At 73.8% G+C, this 16,523-nt stretch carries 17 protein-coding genes; 7 read left to right on the forward strand and 10 right to left on the reverse strand.

The annotated features are described in order from the left end of the window. Positions 1-81 precede the first annotated feature (81 nt). A complete protein-coding gene (locus tag AC3EU2_RS02665; RefSeq protein WP_488178198.1) occupies positions 82-1,506 on the forward strand; it encodes a zinc-dependent metalloprotease in 1,425 nt (474 codons plus the stop codon). 46 nt (positions 1,507-1,552) lie between these two features. Next, on the forward strand, positions 1,553-2,113 hold the full coding sequence (locus AC3EU2_RS02670; protein WP_488178199.1) for an NUDIX hydrolase: 561 nt from the start codon (positions 1,553-1,555) through the stop codon (positions 2,111-2,113). A 6-nt stretch (positions 2,114-2,119) separates the two neighbouring features. On the opposite strand, the gene AC3EU2_RS02675 is transcribed toward AC3EU2_RS02670, so the two are convergent. Beyond that, positions 2,120-2,719 carry a M48 metallopeptidase family protein gene (locus AC3EU2_RS02675; protein WP_488178200.1) on the reverse strand — a complete coding sequence of 200 codons (600 nt, stop codon included), beginning with the start codon at positions 2,717-2,719 and terminating at the stop codon, positions 2,120-2,122. 215 nt (positions 2,720-2,934) lie between these two features. Here AC3EU2_RS02675 and AC3EU2_RS02680 point away from each other — a divergent pair, with 215 nt between their 5' ends. The 3 genes from AC3EU2_RS02680 (at position 2,935) to AC3EU2_RS02690 (ending at position 5,183) form a co-directional block, all read left to right on the forward strand. After that, positions 2,935-3,096 (forward strand): DUF5679 domain-containing protein, encoded by a 162-nt coding sequence (locus tag AC3EU2_RS02680; RefSeq protein WP_009775774.1) that lies wholly within the window; start codon positions 2,935-2,937, stop codon positions 3,094-3,096. Positions 3,097-3,240: 144 nt separating this feature from the next. Beyond that, entirely contained in the window at positions 3,241-3,852 is a 612-nt protein-coding gene (locus AC3EU2_RS02685) for a hypothetical protein (RefSeq protein WP_488178201.1), read from the forward strand. Beyond that, on the forward strand, positions 3,849-5,183 hold the full coding sequence (locus tag AC3EU2_RS02690) for an ABC1 kinase family protein (protein WP_488178202.1): 1,335 nt from the start codon (positions 3,849-3,851) through the stop codon (positions 5,181-5,183). Before AC3EU2_RS02685 ends, AC3EU2_RS02690 begins: the two co-directional genes overlap by 4 nt. Positions 5,184-5,467: 284 nt before the next feature. Here the strand turns inward: AC3EU2_RS02690 and AC3EU2_RS02695 are convergent, their stop codons facing one another. From AC3EU2_RS02695 to AC3EU2_RS02725, 7 genes are all read right to left on the reverse strand, one after another. Then, positions 5,468-6,043 carry an HhH-GPD-type base excision DNA repair protein gene (locus tag AC3EU2_RS02695; RefSeq protein WP_488178203.1) on the reverse strand — a complete coding sequence of 192 codons (576 nt, stop codon included), beginning with the start codon at positions 6,041-6,043 and terminating at the stop codon, positions 5,468-5,470. Between the two features lie 31 nt (positions 6,044-6,074). After that, positions 6,075-6,488 (reverse strand): rhodanese-like domain-containing protein, encoded by a 414-nt coding sequence (locus AC3EU2_RS02700; RefSeq protein WP_488178204.1) that lies wholly within the window; start codon positions 6,486-6,488, stop codon positions 6,075-6,077. Beyond that, complete coding sequence (locus AC3EU2_RS02705; protein ID WP_488178205.1) at positions 6,485-6,982, reverse strand: cysteine dioxygenase; 498 nt, start codon at positions 6,980-6,982, stop codon at positions 6,485-6,487. Before AC3EU2_RS02705 ends, AC3EU2_RS02700 begins: the two co-directional genes overlap by 4 nt. Positions 6,983-7,250: 268 nt before the next feature. Then, positions 7,251-7,382, reverse strand: coding sequence for a hypothetical protein (locus AC3EU2_RS02710; RefSeq protein ID WP_488178206.1), 132 nt, complete (start codon positions 7,380-7,382; stop codon positions 7,251-7,253). A gap of 58 nt (positions 7,383-7,440) precedes the next feature. After that, complete coding sequence (locus AC3EU2_RS02715; protein WP_488178207.1) at positions 7,441-7,728, reverse strand: WhiB family transcriptional regulator; 288 nt, start codon at positions 7,726-7,728, stop codon at positions 7,441-7,443. Between the two features lie 144 nt (positions 7,729-7,872). Further along, the gene (locus AC3EU2_RS02720) at positions 7,873-8,100 is read right to left on the reverse strand and encodes a hypothetical protein (protein WP_488178208.1); all 228 of its coding nucleotides are present in this window, start codon (positions 8,098-8,100) and stop codon (positions 7,873-7,875) included. A 166-nt stretch (positions 8,101-8,266) separates the two neighbouring features. After that, positions 8,267-10,417, reverse strand: coding sequence for an ATP-dependent DNA helicase UvrD2 (locus AC3EU2_RS02725; RefSeq protein WP_488178209.1), 2,151 nt, complete (start codon positions 10,415-10,417; stop codon positions 8,267-8,269). A 58-nt stretch (positions 10,418-10,475) separates the two neighbouring features. Here AC3EU2_RS02725 and AC3EU2_RS02730 point away from each other — a divergent pair, with 58 nt between their 5' ends. Then, on the forward strand, positions 10,476-10,736 hold the full coding sequence (locus tag AC3EU2_RS02730; protein ID WP_488178210.1) for a mycoredoxin: 261 nt from the start codon (positions 10,476-10,478) through the stop codon (positions 10,734-10,736). A gap of 10 nt (positions 10,737-10,746) precedes the next feature. On the opposite strand, the gene nudC is transcribed toward AC3EU2_RS02730, so the two are convergent. Next, positions 10,747-11,691 carry an NAD(+) diphosphatase gene (gene nudC / locus AC3EU2_RS02735; protein WP_488178211.1) on the reverse strand — a complete coding sequence of 315 codons (945 nt, stop codon included), beginning with the start codon at positions 11,689-11,691 and terminating at the stop codon, positions 10,747-10,749. 40 nt (positions 11,692-11,731) lie between these two features. Between nudC and AC3EU2_RS02740 the strand changes: the two genes are divergently transcribed. After that, positions 11,732-13,189, forward strand: a complete 1,458-nt coding sequence (locus tag AC3EU2_RS02740; RefSeq protein WP_488178212.1) for a macrolide 2'-phosphotransferase — start codon at positions 11,732-11,734, stop codon at positions 13,187-13,189. Here AC3EU2_RS02740 and AC3EU2_RS02745 read toward each other — a convergent pair. Continuing rightward, positions 13,155-16,517, reverse strand: a complete 3,363-nt coding sequence (locus AC3EU2_RS02745; protein WP_488178213.1) for an ATP-dependent helicase — start codon at positions 16,515-16,517, stop codon at positions 13,155-13,157. The genes AC3EU2_RS02740 and AC3EU2_RS02745 overlap by 35 nt on opposite strands. Positions 16,518-16,523 lie beyond the last annotated feature (6 nt).

The following is a 16,523-nucleotide window of genomic DNA, read 5'->3' on the forward strand; positions in this document are numbered from 1 at the left end:
CCTCGGAACTATCGCCGGACCATTCGTGGTTGGGTACTGATGAGACCACATCCTCTCACCGCCACCACCAGGAGTCCCGCAGTGACCGATTCGCCCGACCGCCCGGACGAGCCCGAGGACTCGGGCATTCCCCCGGAGCTGGAGGAGGTCCTCAAGGGCCTCACCGGTGGGCAGGCCCTCGATCCCCAGATGCTCGAGATGATGCGCGGGATGGGACTGGACCAGGTCGACCCGCAGATGCTCCAGATGGTCGCGGGGCAGGTGCAGGCAATGTTCGCCGGCGCCGACGAGAGCGGGTCGGTCGACGTGGCTGCCGCGACCGACATCGCCCGCAGGACCGTGGCCGCCAAGGGCGACCCGACGGTCGGGGCGTCGACCGTCAGCGACACCCGGCAGGCCGTGGACGTCGCCAACCTCTGGCTCGACGCCGTCACGGACGTCGACCACTCGGGCCTCGTCGGCCGGGCCTGGAGCCGCGCGGAGTGGGTCGAGGCGACCATGCCCGTCTGGCGCGAGCTCGTCGACCCGATCGCGGTCGGGGTGAGCGACGCGATGGGTGCCGCGATCACCAAGCAGCTCGGCTCGCTCGGCGAGGGCGGCCTGCCCGAAGGCCTCGTCCCGCCCGGGACCAACCCCGCCGCCCTCATGGGGCAGATGGGGCCCCTGCTCCGGCGGATGCAGGGCTCGATGTTCTCGCTCCAGCTCGGCCAGGCCGTCGGGACCCTCGCCGACGAGGTCCTCACGGGCTGCGAGGTCTCGCTGCCGCTCGTCGCGGCACCCGACGTCGTCCTCATGCCCGGGGCCATCGCCGCGTTCGCCGAGGGGCTCGAGATCGACGTGCCGCAGGCCAGGCTGCACCTCGCCGTGCGCGAGAGCGCCCGCACCCGCCTGTTCCACGCCGTCCCGTGGTTGGCCCCGCAGGTGCTCGCCGCGGTCCGCGACTACGCCCGGGACACGACCATCGACACCGACGCGATCGAGGAAGGGCTGCGCTCGATCGACCCCACCGACGCGGACGCGATGCAGCAGGCGATCGCCGGTCGGCTCTTCGCCCCCGAGCAGTCGCCGGCCCAGAAGGCCGCGCTGCTCCGGCTCGAGACCCTCCTCGCCCTCGTCGAGGGGTGGGTCGACGTCGTGACGGCTGCCGCGGTCCGGGCCCACCTCCCCCAGGCGGACGCCCTCGGCGAGGCGGTGCGCCGTCGCCGCGCCAGCGGCGGGCCCGCCGAGAAGACCTTCGCCGCCTTGGTCGGCCTCGACCTGCGACCCCGCCGGCTGCGCGACGCCGCCAACCTCTTCGCCGCCCTCGAGGCCTCCGGTGGCGCGGCGATGCGTGACGCCGCCTGGGCCCACCCCGACGTCGCCCCCGACGCCGCCGACCTCGACGACCCCCTGGGCTACGTCGAACGCCAGGGTGCCGCGTCGACGAGCGACATGGACGCCGAGCTCGACGCGTTGCTGCGCGGCGAGGCGCCCGGCGACACGCCCGACGGCCGCCCCGGCTCGTGACCCGGGACGCCTCCCCCGTTCCGCCACCTCCGCCGCCGACCCGGCCGTGACCGCGGCCTTCGCGCACCTGCACGCGCAGGCCCGGTCCACGCTCGAGTCGTGGGACGCGCCGGACGAGCGACAGGACGCCCTCAGGGCGGCCTACCTGGAGCACCTCCGTCGGCACCCGGACGGCGTGGCCAGGGCGGGACCTCCCGAGCACCTCACCGCGAGCTGCCTCGTCCTCAGCCCGGACGCCGAGCACGTGCTGCTCACCCATCATCGACGGGCCAGGAGCTGGTTCCAGTTCGGCGGCCACCTCGAGGTCGGTGATGTCGACCTGCACGCGGCGGCGACGCGCGAGGCCCGCGAGGAGTCCGGCATCCCGACCGTGATGCCCGCGCCCGTCGTCGTCCAGCTCGACCGGCACACCCTGCACGGTGACTTCGGGCCATGTCGGGAGCACCTCGACGTGCGCTTCGCCGCGGTGCTCGACCGCGCCACGACCCCGGCCCCGAGCGAGGAGTCGCTCGACGTGGCGTGGTGGCCGACCTCGCACCTGCCCGAGGCCACCCGGGTCGAGCTCGGCGAGCTGGTCGACGCGGCCCGGCTGGCCCTCGACCTCTGAACGCCGTCAGGCGGTGACCGTGACGTCCTCGACGCCCGTCGCGTCGTCCGGCGCGTCGTCGACGTCGTCGGCCATGTCGAGGCCCTGGGCGAGCGCGACCCCGTCGAGGAACCCGCGCGCCCGCTCGAGCCGGGGGTAGGAGCGCAGCAGCGTCCAGAAGTCCCGGTTGTGCCCTGCGACGAGCAGGTGCGCGAGCTCGTGCAGGATGACGTAGTCGACGACGTAGGAGGGCATGCCCCGGAGCCGGTCGGAGAGCCGGATCGATCCGTCGGCGGGGGTGCAGCTCCCCCAGCGCGAGCGCTGGTTGGACACCCACCTGATGCTCGCGGGCCGGGCGTGCCCGCCGAGATAGCGGGCGGAGAGGTCACTCGCCCGGGCCATGAGGTCGGTGTCACTGGGGCGGCGACGCCGCTCGCCCGCCTCGAGCTTCTTGAGCATCCGAGCCACCCAGACGCGCTCCTCGCTCCGGCTCATCGACGCGGGGATGAGGATCACCACCCGGCCGGCCTCGCGGCGCGCGCTCACGGTGCGCCGACGCCGCGCACTGCGGCGGACCTCGACGTCCTCGGTGCTCACGTCCTCCACGGTAGGGCAGCCGTCTGTCATCCCTGCGGAGCGGGCGCGGCGTGCCGGACCGCCGCCGACCACGGGGCCGGTGGGTCGGGTGCGACCCGTGGGTCGGATGGGGTGCGGGCCACCGTGACCAGACCCGTTCCGAACCCCCCGTCACCGAGCGTGGCTGAGCACGAATCCGTGCTCAGCCTGGTCTAGGGTGCAAGGGTCATCGCCGCTCACCGCGGCACCACGACCAAGGAGTTGCAATGGCAGACGAGACCTACAAGGGCGAGTTCTACTGCGTGAAGTGCAAGGAGAAGCGCGAGGCCGAGGGCAACGTCGTCGTGTCCGACAACGGCCGCCGCATGGCCAAGGGCAAGTGCCCCGTCTGCGGGACCAACCTCAACCGCATCCTCGGCAAGGCCTGAGCGCCCAGCCCTCTCGTTCTCCCGCGGCCCCCGGTGACCACCGGGGGCCGCGTCGCGTCCGGGACCGACGGCTGTGGACGACGGCGCAGCCGGCCGGTCTGGCTGTGCCAGATTGGCGGAACCACACGTCCACGGGAGGCATCGATGGCCCAGCCGGCGATCGTCGTGGACGGCCGCGGCGGCCTCCCCGACGAGATCTGCCGACAGCTCCGGCTCGCCGGCGCCTCCCGGGTCCACGGTGGGGCCTACGCCGCCGACGCCGCCGAGTCCCTGCTCACCCTCACGCCGCGCGAGCGCCCGGCCGTCGTGGTCCTCGTCGACAGCCACACGGTGGCCGTCGAGGCGACCACGCCCTGGCACCGCGCCGGAGTCCCGCACCTCCCGGTGACGTGCGACGGGCGGGTCGCCGTCGTCGGACCCCTCGTCGTCCCCGGCAACGGGGCCTGTTGGCGCTGCCGCGCCCTCACCGCGCACGACCTCGACTCGATCGGCGATCCCTGCACGAGGCACGCCTCCCTCGATCGGGTCCGGCTCCCCCCGGGCAGTCTCGGAGTCCTCACCGCCGCGGTGACGGCCACCGTCGTGCTCGCCGCCGTCGCCGGGGCCGCGCGTCTCGCGGGGGTGTCGACGGAGATCGAGGTCGAGGGCCCGAGCGTGGTGCACCGGCACTGGGGCAGGCACCCGCTCTGCACCGAGTGCGCTCCGGGGGTGGCGCCGTCGTGGCCTCGTCCCGGTCAGGACACAATGGCCGGGTGAGTGAGATCCCGCGGCGGTCGCTGAAGCGCACCGCGAAGCTGGTCGGCCTGCCGCTGGGCCACGCGGGCCGCGCCGCGGTGGGACTCGGTCGCCGCGTCGGCGGCGCTCCGGCCGAGGCGATCGCCGCCGAGCTCCAGGCGCGCACCGCGGAGCAGCTCTTCGCCGTGCTCGGCGAGCTCAAGGGCGGGGCGATGAAGTTCGGCCAGGCCCTCTCCGTCATGGAGGCCGCGATGCCCGAGGAGCTGGCCGGGCCCTACCGCGCCACCCTCACCAAGCTCCAGGACGCCGCCCCGCCGATGGCCGTCGACCGGGTGCACGCCATCCTCGCCGAGCAGCTCGGTCCGCGCTGGCGCACCGCGAAGTTCCAGTCCTTCGAGGACAAGCCCGTCGCGGCCGCCTCCATCGGTCAGGTGCACCGCGCCGTGTGGCGCGACGGCCGCGAGGTCGCGGTCAAGATCCAGTACCCCGGGGCCGGGGAGGCCCTGCTCTCCGACATCACCCAGCTGTCGCGGGTCGCCCGCCTGGCCGGGGCGTGGATCCCCGGCATCGCGATGGGGCCGATCCTCGACGAGGTCAAGGCCCGGATGAGCGAGGAGCTCGACTACGACCTCGAGGCGCGCCACCAGAGGGTGTTCGCCAAGGCCTTCCGCGACGACGCCGACGCCTTCGTCCCCGACGTCCTCGCCCACTCGTCGCAGGTCATCGTCTCGGAGTGGGTGGAGGGCCGCCCGCTCTCGCAGGTGATCTCCCACGGGACGCCCGCCGAGCGCGACCAGGCCTCGAGCCTCTACCTCGAGTTCCTGCTGCGCGGTCCCAACCGCGCGCGCCTGCTCCACGCCGACCCCCACCCGGGCAACTTCCGGATCACCCCGGACGGACGACTCGGGGTGATGGACTTCGGCGCGGTCAACCGCCTGCCCGACGGCATGCCGTCGACGATGGGCGAGATCATCACCGCCACCCTCGCCGGCGACGAGCCGGCGCTCGGCGAGGTGCTGCGCCGGGCCGGCTTCATCCGACCCAAGGTCGACGTCTCCGACGCGGCGCTCATGCACTTCATGCAGACGTTCGTCGCGCCGCTCGAGCACGAGACCTTCACGTTCAGCCGGAGCTGGCTCCGCTCGGTGTCCGCGACGATCCAGGACCCGAGGCGCGAGGAGTTCCTCGTCAGCCTGCGCTTCAACCTCCCCCCGGACTACCTGCTCATCCACCGGGTGTGGCTCGGCTGCATCGGCGTGCTCAGCCAGGTCGGCGGCACCGTGCCCATGCGCGACCTCATCGTCGCCCATGTGCCGGGCGTCGACGAGGACCGGCTCCCGGCCGCGACGTGAGCGGACGGCATACGCCGTCCTGAGCGGAACGGCTCCGTATGCCGACCGCTTCAGTCCCGCGGCCCCTCGACCGCTCGCCTGAAGAGGTCGTCAGCGCCGTTGGGGTACAACGGAATCCCCGCCTCGGCATCGTCGACCGGCCGCCATTCGACGGGCATCGGGCCGCCCGAGTCGGAGAACAGAGCACCCTCCGGTGGCACGACGTCCGTGCGGTGGAGCCGTCCGGTGAGGACGAACACGACCTCGTGACCGGGCCCGCCGAGCGGGGTCGGAGGCCACGGCGGTCAGGCCTTGGCCGCCTTGGCCTCGGCCTTGGCCGCCTTCTTGAAGTCCCGCACCTTCTGGAGCGACTCCGCGTCGACGACGTCCGCGACCGACCGGAAGCTGCCCTCCTCGGCATAGGCCCCCGCGGCCCGCTCCCAGCCCTGCGGACGGACGCCCAGCTGCTTGGCGACCAGGGCCACGAAGATCCTGGCCTTCTGCTCACCGAACCCGGGCAGCGTCGTGAGCCGGGTGAAGAGATCGGCGCCGCTGTCCGCCCCGGTCCAGATGCGGCTGGCGTCACCGTCGTACTCGTCGCGCACGACCGTCGCCAGGGCCTGGATCCGCCCGGCCATCGACCTGCCGTAGCGGTGCACCGCGGGCGGGGTCGCGCACAGGTCCGCGAACGCCTCGGGGTCGGCGCTCGCGATGGCGCCGACGTCGAGCGTGCCGAACCGGTCGAGCACCTTGGCAGGACCGGCGAAGGCGCGCTCCATGGGGAACTGCTGGTCGAGCAGCATCCCGGTGAGCAGCGCGAACGGGTCCTCGCTGAGCACCTTGTCGGCGGCAGCGTCCTGGGCGATCGTCAACGTGACCATGCGCCCAGACTAGGACGCGGCGGGTGCCGGCTCAGGCGGGTCGGTCCGACGCCGGCCTCGCGATCGGCAGCCCCTCCCCGCGCCAGGCCGCGAAGCCGCCGACGAGGTCGGTCGCCCTCGACAGTCCGAGGGAGCGCAGGGCGTCGGCGGCGAGGCTGGACGTGTAGCCCTCCTGGCACATGACGATCACCCGGGTGTCGTACCCGACACCGGGCAGCGACACCTCCTGCCGGGGGTCGAAGCGCCACTCGAGGACGTTGCGCTCGACCACCAGCGGTGCGAGGCCGGGAGCCACCTCGCCCTCGGCGGCACGCTGCCCGGAGGGGCGGATGTCGACGAGCCACGCGGCGCCGGAGCGGACCTCGCGCCACGCCTCTCGCGCCGAGACCCGCTCGAGGCCGGCTCGGGCCCGCTCGAGCAGCTCGTCGATGCTGTGCCCGCTCACCAGCTCTCACCCCGCTGCTCGACACCGGACGGCACGAGCGCGCCGTCGACGACGTCGTAGTGGGTCATCTGGTCCAGCCGGGGCGAGTACGCGTGCACGCTCAAGGCCGCCTCCTCCGTGTCGTTGCGGACGTCGTGCAGGTGGTTGGCGCCGAAGGCGCGGCCCTCCCCTTCCGGGAGCACCCCGGCGTGGAGGTCGCCGTGGACGACCTGGCGCTCGGTGAGCGAGCCGCGGACCACGGTGAACGCGCCGCGCGACCCGCCGTGGTCGTGGAACCCCGTGCCGGCCCCGGGCGGCCACTCGATGACCCAGAGCTGGAGGTGGGGGGTCTCGGCGAGCTGGTGCCAGCGGCGACCGCCGGGGTCCTCGACGCGGGCGGGGAGCAGGTCGGGCAGCTCCGGGTCGGCGGCGAAGAGCCGGGCGACGCGCAGCAGCTGGACGGGGGTGAAGGTGTTGACGCCGGGAAGGGCGGATGCGGGACGTGCGAGGGTCATGGATGTCTCCGGTGGGGTGTCGTCTGCGGGGCCGCGCCGGAAGCGCGACAGGGTGCCTGCGTCAGCGGCAACAGCGACAGCACATGACGGCAGCGGGCATGGCCGGGGACATCCGGACGGCTGCGGTCGACGACATGGGAAGAGCGAACCACCCGAACCTGCTGTCGTCCATCACCACACGGCGGTGTCTCAGGACCTGGTCAGCGACCCGTGCCCGGACATGGGACGGCGCCGCTCCCGGCGTGGGGAGCGGCGCCGACTCGGTCGGTCATCGCACGATCATGCGGACCTCGGCGAGCACTCGCTCTCGCTCGAGGTGCGCCTGCGCGCGGCGTTGCGCCTCGTGGGCGTCCCGCTCGTGCGCGGTGCGACGAACCTGCTGCATTCGCCTGCGGTACATGGTTCCTCCAAGGATCCAGGTGTGTGGTCATGTGGTCAGGTGGTGGAGTCGTCGACAGTCATGCCGCCACGGGCTCCTTGCGCGGACGGCCACGGGGCCGCTTGCGGGGGATGACGACGCCCTGCTCGAAGAGCTCGCCACCCCAGACGCCCCAGGGCTCCTGGCGCTCGAGGGCACCCACGAGGCAGGAGTCCTTGATCGGGCAGGTGCCGCAGAGGGCCTTGGCGAACTCGACGCCCACGGGGGTGTCGGCGAACCAGAGCTCGGCGTCGTTCTCGCGACAGGGCACGGAATCACCGAGTCGGGCAGTGAACTCCTGTGCGTCGATGAGATCGGTCAGCTGCACGGGTGTCACCTCCTTCTCCGCCCCGGTCGGGGCGGTTCGTGTACTTCGTTCGGTTGTCTGGTGATGTCGGTGGATCGACGGACGCACGAAAAGGCCGCGGATCCCGGGTGGGTTCCGCGGCCTGCAGGCCAGTCGCTGCTGTGGCTACAGCGGCGACGCCAAGGAGGCGGCGGACAGAACACCCGTGGTGGGGACGAAGGCTGCATCGGCGCGGAGGCCGGTGCCGCGAGCGGCGACCGTCATTCCGGCAGCGGGCACAGTCGTCCCCTGGATCGGCACGTTGGTGGCCGCGAGGGTCGGCAGAGCGCCCTGGTGCTCACGCGTGCGGAACGGGACGAAGTGGTCCGTTGCGATGCTCTTCGTGGTCTCCATGCGGCCAACCCTCCTCACTGAAATGGTGCTGTCACGGCACGGCTGCTGCCATGTTGTGAGATCAGGCTAGGGGGTCGCGCCGAGGGCGTGCAACGGAATTAATGAGTTGAATTCTCCGTGGGGACCGCCATGCGCCCCGTCATGTTGTGCGAGAGCCGTTTTCGCGTCAAGAATCTTCTGCACCGACGATGACGGACTCGGGCGTCTCACCGCTCAGCACGGCCAGGACCTGACCCGCGTAGAGGTCGAGCTTGCGCTGGCCCACCCCGCTGATCGACGACAGGGCAGCCAGGTCGGCGGGGGTCTGCTCGGCGATGGCCGTCAGCGTGGCGTCGGTGAAGACGACGTATGCCGGCACGCTCGCCGAGCGTGCCGTCGCGAGCCGCCACTCGCGCAGCCGCTCGAACGTCGCCTCGTCGTAGGTCGCCGGACAGGACGCGCACCGCCCGACCGTGCGCTCGCCCGCGGTCTCGAGGTCGGCGCCGCAGGTGCGACAGGTGCTGCGGCGGCGGACCTTGGGGCCCTTGGCGCCGGCGGCGCCCCCGACCCGGGACGACCTCTTGGGCTGCGAGCGAGCGCCCTCGCCGAGGATGCTCGCCGTGCCGTCGAGGAACCGGGACGGGCGCCGCGTGGCCCGGGCCCCCGGCGTCCGGGCCCCCGACCACGACAGGACGAGGCGGTCCCGGGCCCGCGTCACGCCGACATAGAGGAGCCGGCGCTCCTCCTCGATGGCCTCCGGCGTGTCCGCCATGCTGATCGGCAGGTAGCCGTCGGAGCACCCGATGAGGAAGACGGTCCCCCACTCGAGACCCTTGGCGGCGTGCAGCGACGCGAGCGTGACGCCCTGCACCGACGGCGCGTGCTGCGAGGCCATCCGCTCGTCGAGCTCGCGGACGAAGGCCGGCATCCGCGCCTCGCCGTCGGCCGCGAAGACGTCGTCGGCCAGCGCGGCGAGCGAGGTCAGCGACTCCCAGCGCTCGCGCGACGCCCCGCCCGCGCCCGGCGCGTCGCGCGACCACCCGGCGCCGAGGAGCACGTCGCGCACGAGGTCGGGCAGCGGCACCGACCCGTCGTCGGAGCGGGCGGCGCCCCGCATGAGGACGATGGCCTCCCGCACCTCCTTGCGCTGGAAGAACCGCTCGCCACCACGCACGAGGTAGGGGATGCCCCGGTCCGCGAGCGCGGACTCGACGAGCTCGGACTGGCCGTTGGTGCGGAAGAGCACCGCGACGTCGGCGGGGGCGGAGCCGTCGGCGATGAGGTCGGCGACCTGGGCGGCGACGGCCGCGGCCTCGGCCGGGTCGTCGCTGTGCTGGGTGAGGGTGGGGACCACACCGGTCGTCCGCTGCGCCTCGAGGACGACCGACCCGCTGCGGCGCCCGCCGCTCGGCGAGCGGAGCACGAGGTTGGCGAGCCCGACGATCTCGGGCGTCGAGCGGTAGTTGCGCACCAGCTCCACCTGGCGGGCGCCCGCGTGACGCGAGCGGAAGCCGAGCAGGTGCACCGGGGAGGCCCCGGTGAACGAGTAGATCGTCTGGGCCGGGTCGCCCACGACACAGATGTCGTCGCGGTCGGCGAGCCACAGGTCGAGGAGCCGCTGCTGGAGCGCGTTGACGTCCTGGTACTCGTCGACGACGAAGCTGCGGTACTGCTCGCGGACCGCGCGCGCGACCGTGTCGTTCTCGTCGAGGATGCCCGCGAGGACGAGGAGCACGTCCTCGAAGTCGATGACCCCGCGCTCGGCCTTGACCTCCTCGTAGGCCGTGATGACTCGCGACATCGCCGTGAGGTCCAGGCCGGGCGCCTCGCGGCCCGCGCCGCGGGCGGCGGCCGGGTAGGTCTCGGCGGTGAGCATGCTCACCTTGGCCCACTCGACCTCGGCCGCGAGGTCGCGCAGCCCGGTGCGGTCGAAGCGCAGCCGGAGCCGCCCGGCGGCCTCGGCCACGGCACCGGCCTTGTGCGGCATGACCTCGGGCGCCGCGCCCCCGATGGCCTGCGGCCAGAAGTAGTGCAGCTGCCTCAGCGCCGCCGCGTGGAAGGTCCGGGCCTGCACCCCGCCGACACCGAGGTCGCGCAGGCGGGTGCGCATCTCGCCCGCGGCACGCGCGGTGAAGGTGACCGCCAGCGTGCGCTGCGGCTGCTGCGCACCGGAGAGGACGGCATACGCGATCCGGTGCGTGATGGCGCGGGTCTTGCCGGTCCCGGCGCCGGCGAGCACGACCATGGGCCCGGACGGGTTGGCGGCGACCTCGCGCTGCTCCGGGTCGAGGCCGTCGAGGACCGCGTCGGCGGACGGGTGTGAGGGCAGCGGGGACATCGATGAGATCCTAGGTGGAGCGTCCGACCTGCCCTCCCCGACCGTCCACAGGAGCCCCATGAGCACCCACACGCCCGCCGCCGGAACCGTGACGATGTTCTCGACCACGTGGTGCGGCTACTGCCGCCGGCTCAAGTCCCAGCTCGACCGCGAGGGCATCGAGGTGTCGGTCGTCGACATCGAGCACGACGAGGACGCCGCGGTCTACGTCATGCAGGTCAACGGCGGCAACCAGACCGTGCCCACCGTGGTCTTCCCCGACGGCACCGCCGCCACGAACCCGTCGCTCGCCGAGGTCAAGCAGCGCCTCAGCGCCTGAGCCCGTCCGTTCAGCCCCTCAGGGTCGTGTCGGCGACGTCGATCTCCTCGCCGTACCAGTGCTCGATGAGCCGGCGGGCGATCGAGATTCGGCTGGAGATGCGCAGCGACCCGTCTTCGACCGCCGCCCGGAGCTGCTCGCGGTCGAACCACCGCGCCGCCTCGATCTCGTCCTCCTGGAGCCGGAGCCCGGTCGAGACCGCCCGCGCCGTGAACCCGACCATGAGCGAGGACGGGAAGGGCCACGGCTGGTCCCCGAGGTAGGTCACGTCCTCCACGGGCACTCCCACCTCCTCGTACACCTCGCGTGCCACGGCCGCCGCGAGGCTCTCCCCCGGTTCGACGAAGCCCGCCAGCACCGACATGCCCTGCGCCGCGAAGCCGACCCCGCGCGCGAGCAGGAGCCGGTCGTCGGCGTCGACCACCGACATGATCACCGCCGGGTCGGTGCGCGGGTAGTGCTCGCTCGCGTCGACCGGGCACACCCGGATCCAGCCCGCCCGGGCCGGCTGCGTGGGCGACCCGCACCTGGGACAGAAGGTGTGGCTCCGGTGCCAGTTCGCGAGGCCCGTCGCCGTCGTGAGGACCCCCGCGTCGAGGTCCCCGAGCCGGGCGCCCACGGCGCGCAGTCCGCTGCGCCGGTCGTCGTCCGGGGTCGCCCTGTCGTCCGCGACCGAGAGGACGTATGCCGTCCCGCCCACCGGTGCGTCGTGGCCGAGGTACGCGACGAAGCGGCCGCGGTCCCCGGCCTCCGGGGACCGGTAGCGCAGCGAGACCTCGGCGTCGTCGCCGTGCTCCTCGACGTCGGCGCGCCCGTCGACCAGCTCGAGCACGCGGGTGCCCGGTTCGTCGAGGAGCTGCTGGAGCAGTCCCGGCTCGGTGCGGAGCTCGCTCCGGCGGTCGAGACCACCGCGGGAGAGGGCCAAGGAGGGAAGACTCGCTGCTGCTCTGGCCACGTTCACCACCCTAGGCCGCGACACGGCATACGGTGAGCGCGTGGAACGCACCCCGACCTTTCTCGCCGCCCTGGCCAGCGCCGCGGTCCCCGGCCTGGACCCGGTGAGCGTCGAGGCGCTCCCGAGCGTCGCCGAGCAGGACTACGACGTCGCCTTCGTCCAGGACAGCGAGCACCGGCGCTGGGTCGTGCGGGCGCCTCGCACCGAGGCGGCCGGGGCCCGGATGGACCTCAGCGTGACGTTGCTGCAGATGCTCGCGCGGCGGGTGCCCTTCGCCATCCCCGTGCCCCGCGGGTTCGTCGAGCTCAAGGGCGGGGGCCGGGCGATGGTCTACCCGTTCCTGCCCGGCCACAACCTCGCCTTCGACGAGCTGCCCGCCGGACCGGGGCCGGCAGCGGACCTCGGTCGCGCGCTCGCCGCCCTGCACAACACCGACGTCCGCCTCTTCGACGAGGCCGGGATGCCGACCTACGACACCGACTCCTACCGCACCCGCCGACTCGCCGAGCTCGACCGCGCCGCCGAGTCCGGTCGCGTGCCGACCGGGCTGCTCGCGCGGTGGGAGCGGGCCCTCGAGGACGTCGGCCTCTGGCGCTTCGCGCCGACCCCCGTGCACGGCTCCCTCACCGGTGAACACGTGCTCGCGGTCTTCGAGGACGACTCCGACGCCTCCACCGGACGGATCCGGGGGATCACCGGCTGGGAGGACGCCAAGGTCGCGGACCCGGCCGACGACTTTGCCGCCCTCGTCAACGAGGCCGACCCGGCCACCGTCGAGACGGTCGCCGAGGCCTACGCCCATGCGCGGGTCGAGCGCCCGGACCCCAACCTGCTCGTCCGGGCCCGGCTCGCGGCCGAGCTCGGGGTCCTGGCCGAGCTGATGCGCGCCGACACCCGTGGCGACGAAGCCGCCATCGAGGGACTCTCGACGCGGCTGCGCCGGCTCGACGACGAGGTGCACACGGAGGACACCGCCGACGACTACCGCCGCACGTCGCTCACGCCGGTCGCGCTGCGTGCCCGGTCCACTCCCCCGCCCATCGTGGAGGAGGACGACGAGGACGACGGCGTCGAGTTCGAGCAGACCACCGCGGGCACGGACGAGGACCACTCCACGGCAGACGCGGCGGGCGACGAGGGCGACTCCGCCGTCGCCGCGGACCCGGGGGGCGAGAGCGCCGGCGGGGACCCGGAGGACGAGGTCGACGAGGCGGTGGCGCCGCACGAGCCGGACGACGTCGTCGTCGAGGACCTGTCACCCGACGACGAGGTCGCCTGGACGCCTCGCACGCTGCGCTCCGAGCCGACTGTCGCGATCGAGGTCGACTCCGACGACTCCGACGACTCCGACGATTCTGACGACGGTGCGTTCGTCGACGACGTCGTCGACGAGCCCGCGGGGCCCGGCGACGAGGGCGACGAGGACGACGGGGGAACGGCGTCCGACGACGCCGGACCCGAGGTCACGGACCCGGAACCGCGGACAGGAGAGCGCTGATCTCGGCCTCGCCGACGAGCTCGGGCCAGACCGTCTCGCCGCTCCCTGCGTAGTAGAACGCGCCCCGGACGCGTTCCGGCTCGATCCCACGCAGCCGCGACCAGGCGATCCGGTACGCCGCCAGCTGGAGGGCGCGCACCCGGGCCACCTCACCGGCGGGCCTGCGCCCGGTCTTCCAGTCGACGATGACCCAGTCGGCGCCCTCGACGTCCGCGAAGACGGCGTCGACGCGTCCGCGGATGGCGACGCCGTCGATGACCGTCTCGAGGGCGGTCTCGATCTCGGCGGGGTGGCGCCCCGCCCACGGGCTGGCGAGGAAGCGTTCGCGCATGGCGGGCAGCTCCTCGTCGCTCATGGGGTCCTCGTCGGCGCTGCCCGGCAGGTCGAGGACGTCGACGAAGGCCGCGCGGGCGTAGTGCGCCTCGACCCAGGCGTGGAACGCCGTGCCCCGGCGGGCGGCCCCGGCGGGCGCCGAGGGCATGGGCCGCCGGAGCTCGTCGGTGAACCGGGCGGGATCACGGGCCAGCGCGACGAGCGACGACGCGGACAGGTGGGAGGGGAGCTCGACCACGTCGGCGTGCCGCGCCTGCCGCGCCGCCCGCTCGGCGAGCAGGACCTCCGTCTCGCGCGCCCACGGTCCGGTCCCCTGCGCCGAGGTGCCGGCGCCGTCCGTCGTGGCGGCGACGTCGTCCGTCGCGGCGAGGGCGTCGTCGATCGCCGCGACCGCGTCGTCAACGGCTCCCGCGGCCGCCGCCGCGCGGGTGCGGCGGTGCGCCAGGTGGTCCACGGGCCAGACGAACTCCGTTCCCTCCACGGTGCCCGGCTTCACCAGCGGGGAGCCGTCCTCGGGCGGCACCGGCAGCTCCTCCCACGGCCCGCGCCGGACCGTGGCCCGGCCGGCGGACGACCGGGCGGGATCCGCCAGCCCCACCACCTCGTCGAGGAACCGTGACGTCACCCGCGGCGTCCTCGGTCGGCTCCAGACGCTCGCGGTGAGCAGCAGCGCGTGCCGCGCCCGCGTCACCGCGACGTAGGCGAGCCGGCGCTCCTCGGCGACCGCGTGCTCGCCGCCGGCGACGGCGAAGGACTCGACGCGGGCGGCGAGGTCGTCCCAGCCGTCGGCGTGGAGCCAGCCGAAGTCGGGCAGCCCGTCGCGGTCGCCGCGGAGGGCATAGGGCAGGCCGCCGTCCTGCAGGCCGGCGAGCCAGCCCTTGTCCCTGGGTGCGGAGAGGCGCCACTGCCCGGCCTTGAAGCTCGGCGAGTGCAGGTGGTGCGCCGGGAAGGTGCTCTCGACCATGGCCGGGACGGCGACGACGTCCCACTCCAGGCCCTTGGCCGCGTGGATCGTCATGATTTGCACGGCGTCGGGGGTGGCGTCGGCGTAGCCCCGGTCCAGTCCTCGCTCCTCGTCGATGGCCGCCTTGACCCAGTCGAGGAAGCCGCCGAGGGTCGCCCGGTCCGCGCTCGCCGAGAACTGTGCGGCCACGTCGCCGAAGGCGTCGAGGTGGGCGCGGGCGGCGGCCGGCGTGTACTCGGGCCTCGAGAGGACCTCGATGTCGAGCCCCAGCGCCTTCTCGGCCTCGAGGACGAGGTCGGCGAGCGGCAGGAACGTCAGGCCACGCAGTCGGCGCACGGTGGCCGCGAGCCCGGTGAGCCGCTGGTGGGCGAGGTCGGAGAGCCGCTCCCCCTCGGGGCCCTCCCAGCCCGCCGGCGGCAGGGCGTCGAGCGCCTCGACGATGCTCGGCGCGTCGGCGGCGTCGGGCGCGAGGTCACGCTCGTGGCGGGCCACGTCGCCGCCGCGTCGGCGCTGCTGGTGACGCGACCAGGCGGCGAGCGCGTCGAGGTCGGCGATGCCGAGCCGGGTCATCGGGCCGGTGAGGAGGCGGACGAGGTGGTCGCCCCGTGCCGGGTCCTGCACGACGTGGAGGAGCGCGACGAGGTCCTCCACCTCGGGCGTGAGCAGCAGCCCTCCCAGCCCGACCACCTCGTGCGGGACACCGTGCTCCTCGAGCGCGGCGGTGACGGTCGCGAACTCGGCCCGCTTGCGGCACAGCACGGCTGCGCTGACGGCTCCCCGTGACCGCTGGTCGGCCAGCCACCGGGCGACGTGGGCGGCCTCGTCGGCGGCAGTGAGCAGCCGGGCCACCTCGACCGAGCCCGTCCCGGCGCCGGGACGGGCGGCCAACGGCTCCACCGGCACCCGTGACGCCGCGCGCAGTGGCTCCGCGAGGTGGTTGGCCACCTCGAGGACGGCGGTGTCGTTGCGCCAGCTCGTCGACAGGTCGAGCTTGGTCGCCGGCTCCGGGTCGGCGAACTCGACCGCGAACCGGGTGAGGGTCGTCGCGCTCGCGCCACGCCAGCCGTAGATCGACTGGTGCGGGTCGCCGACGGCCGTGACGGCGCACGACTCCCCCGGCGCGGCATACAACGCCTTGAGCAGCGCGAGCTGGGCCTCGGACGTGTCCTGGAACTCGTCGAGCAGGACGACCCGGTGGCGGGCCCGTTCGATGGCACCGATGTCGTCGAAGGTCATCGCGAGCCGGGCCGCGAGCGCCATCTGGTCGGCGAAGTCCATCGCGTCGCGGCTGCGCTTGAGCCGGGCGTAGCGGTCGACGATCGGCACCACGGCGCGACGCAGGCGGAGGTTGGCGAGCTCGGCGGATGCCGGGTTGACCTTCTTGCGGGTCTCGCCCGGCTCGAGCGTCTCGAGGTGGGCGATGACGGCGTCGAGGTGGTCGGCGACGGCCTCGGGCGTCTGCAGGTGCTCGGCCATCTCGCCGGCGAGGTCGACGACGGCGGCCGTCACGGTGGACTCGGCCTTCTCGACCTCGTCCATCGGGCCGTCGTAGCGTACGACGGCCTCGTGCGCGGTCTGCCAGGCGGCGGCCTCGGACAGCAGGCGGGTGTCGGACTCGTAGCCCAGTCGCAGGCCGTGCTCGCGCACGAGCCGGCCGGCATACGAGTGGTAGGTCGACACGCTCACCGCCGCCCCGAGCGCCGGAGCGCCGTCGACGGTCGCGGGCGTCCAGAGCCCGACGCGGCGCAGCTGGGCCAGGCGGTTGCCGATCCGGTCGGCCAGCTCGGTGGCCGCCTTGCGGGTGAAGGTGAGCCCGAGCACGTCCTCGGGCTCGACGAAGCCGTTGGCGACGAGCCAGACCACCCGCGCGGCCATCGTCTCGGTCTTGCCGGAGCCGGCGCCGGCGATGACGAGCAGGGGTCGCAGCGGCGCCTCGATGACGGCAGTCTGCTCGGGCGTGGGGAGGTGCGGGAGTCCGATGGCCGCCGAGACCTCGGCGGCCGACCAGCGCACGGCGGGAAGGGTGGTCACGGAGCC

The sequence above is a fragment of the Knoellia sp. B-D-2 genome (genome assembly GCF_057714695.1).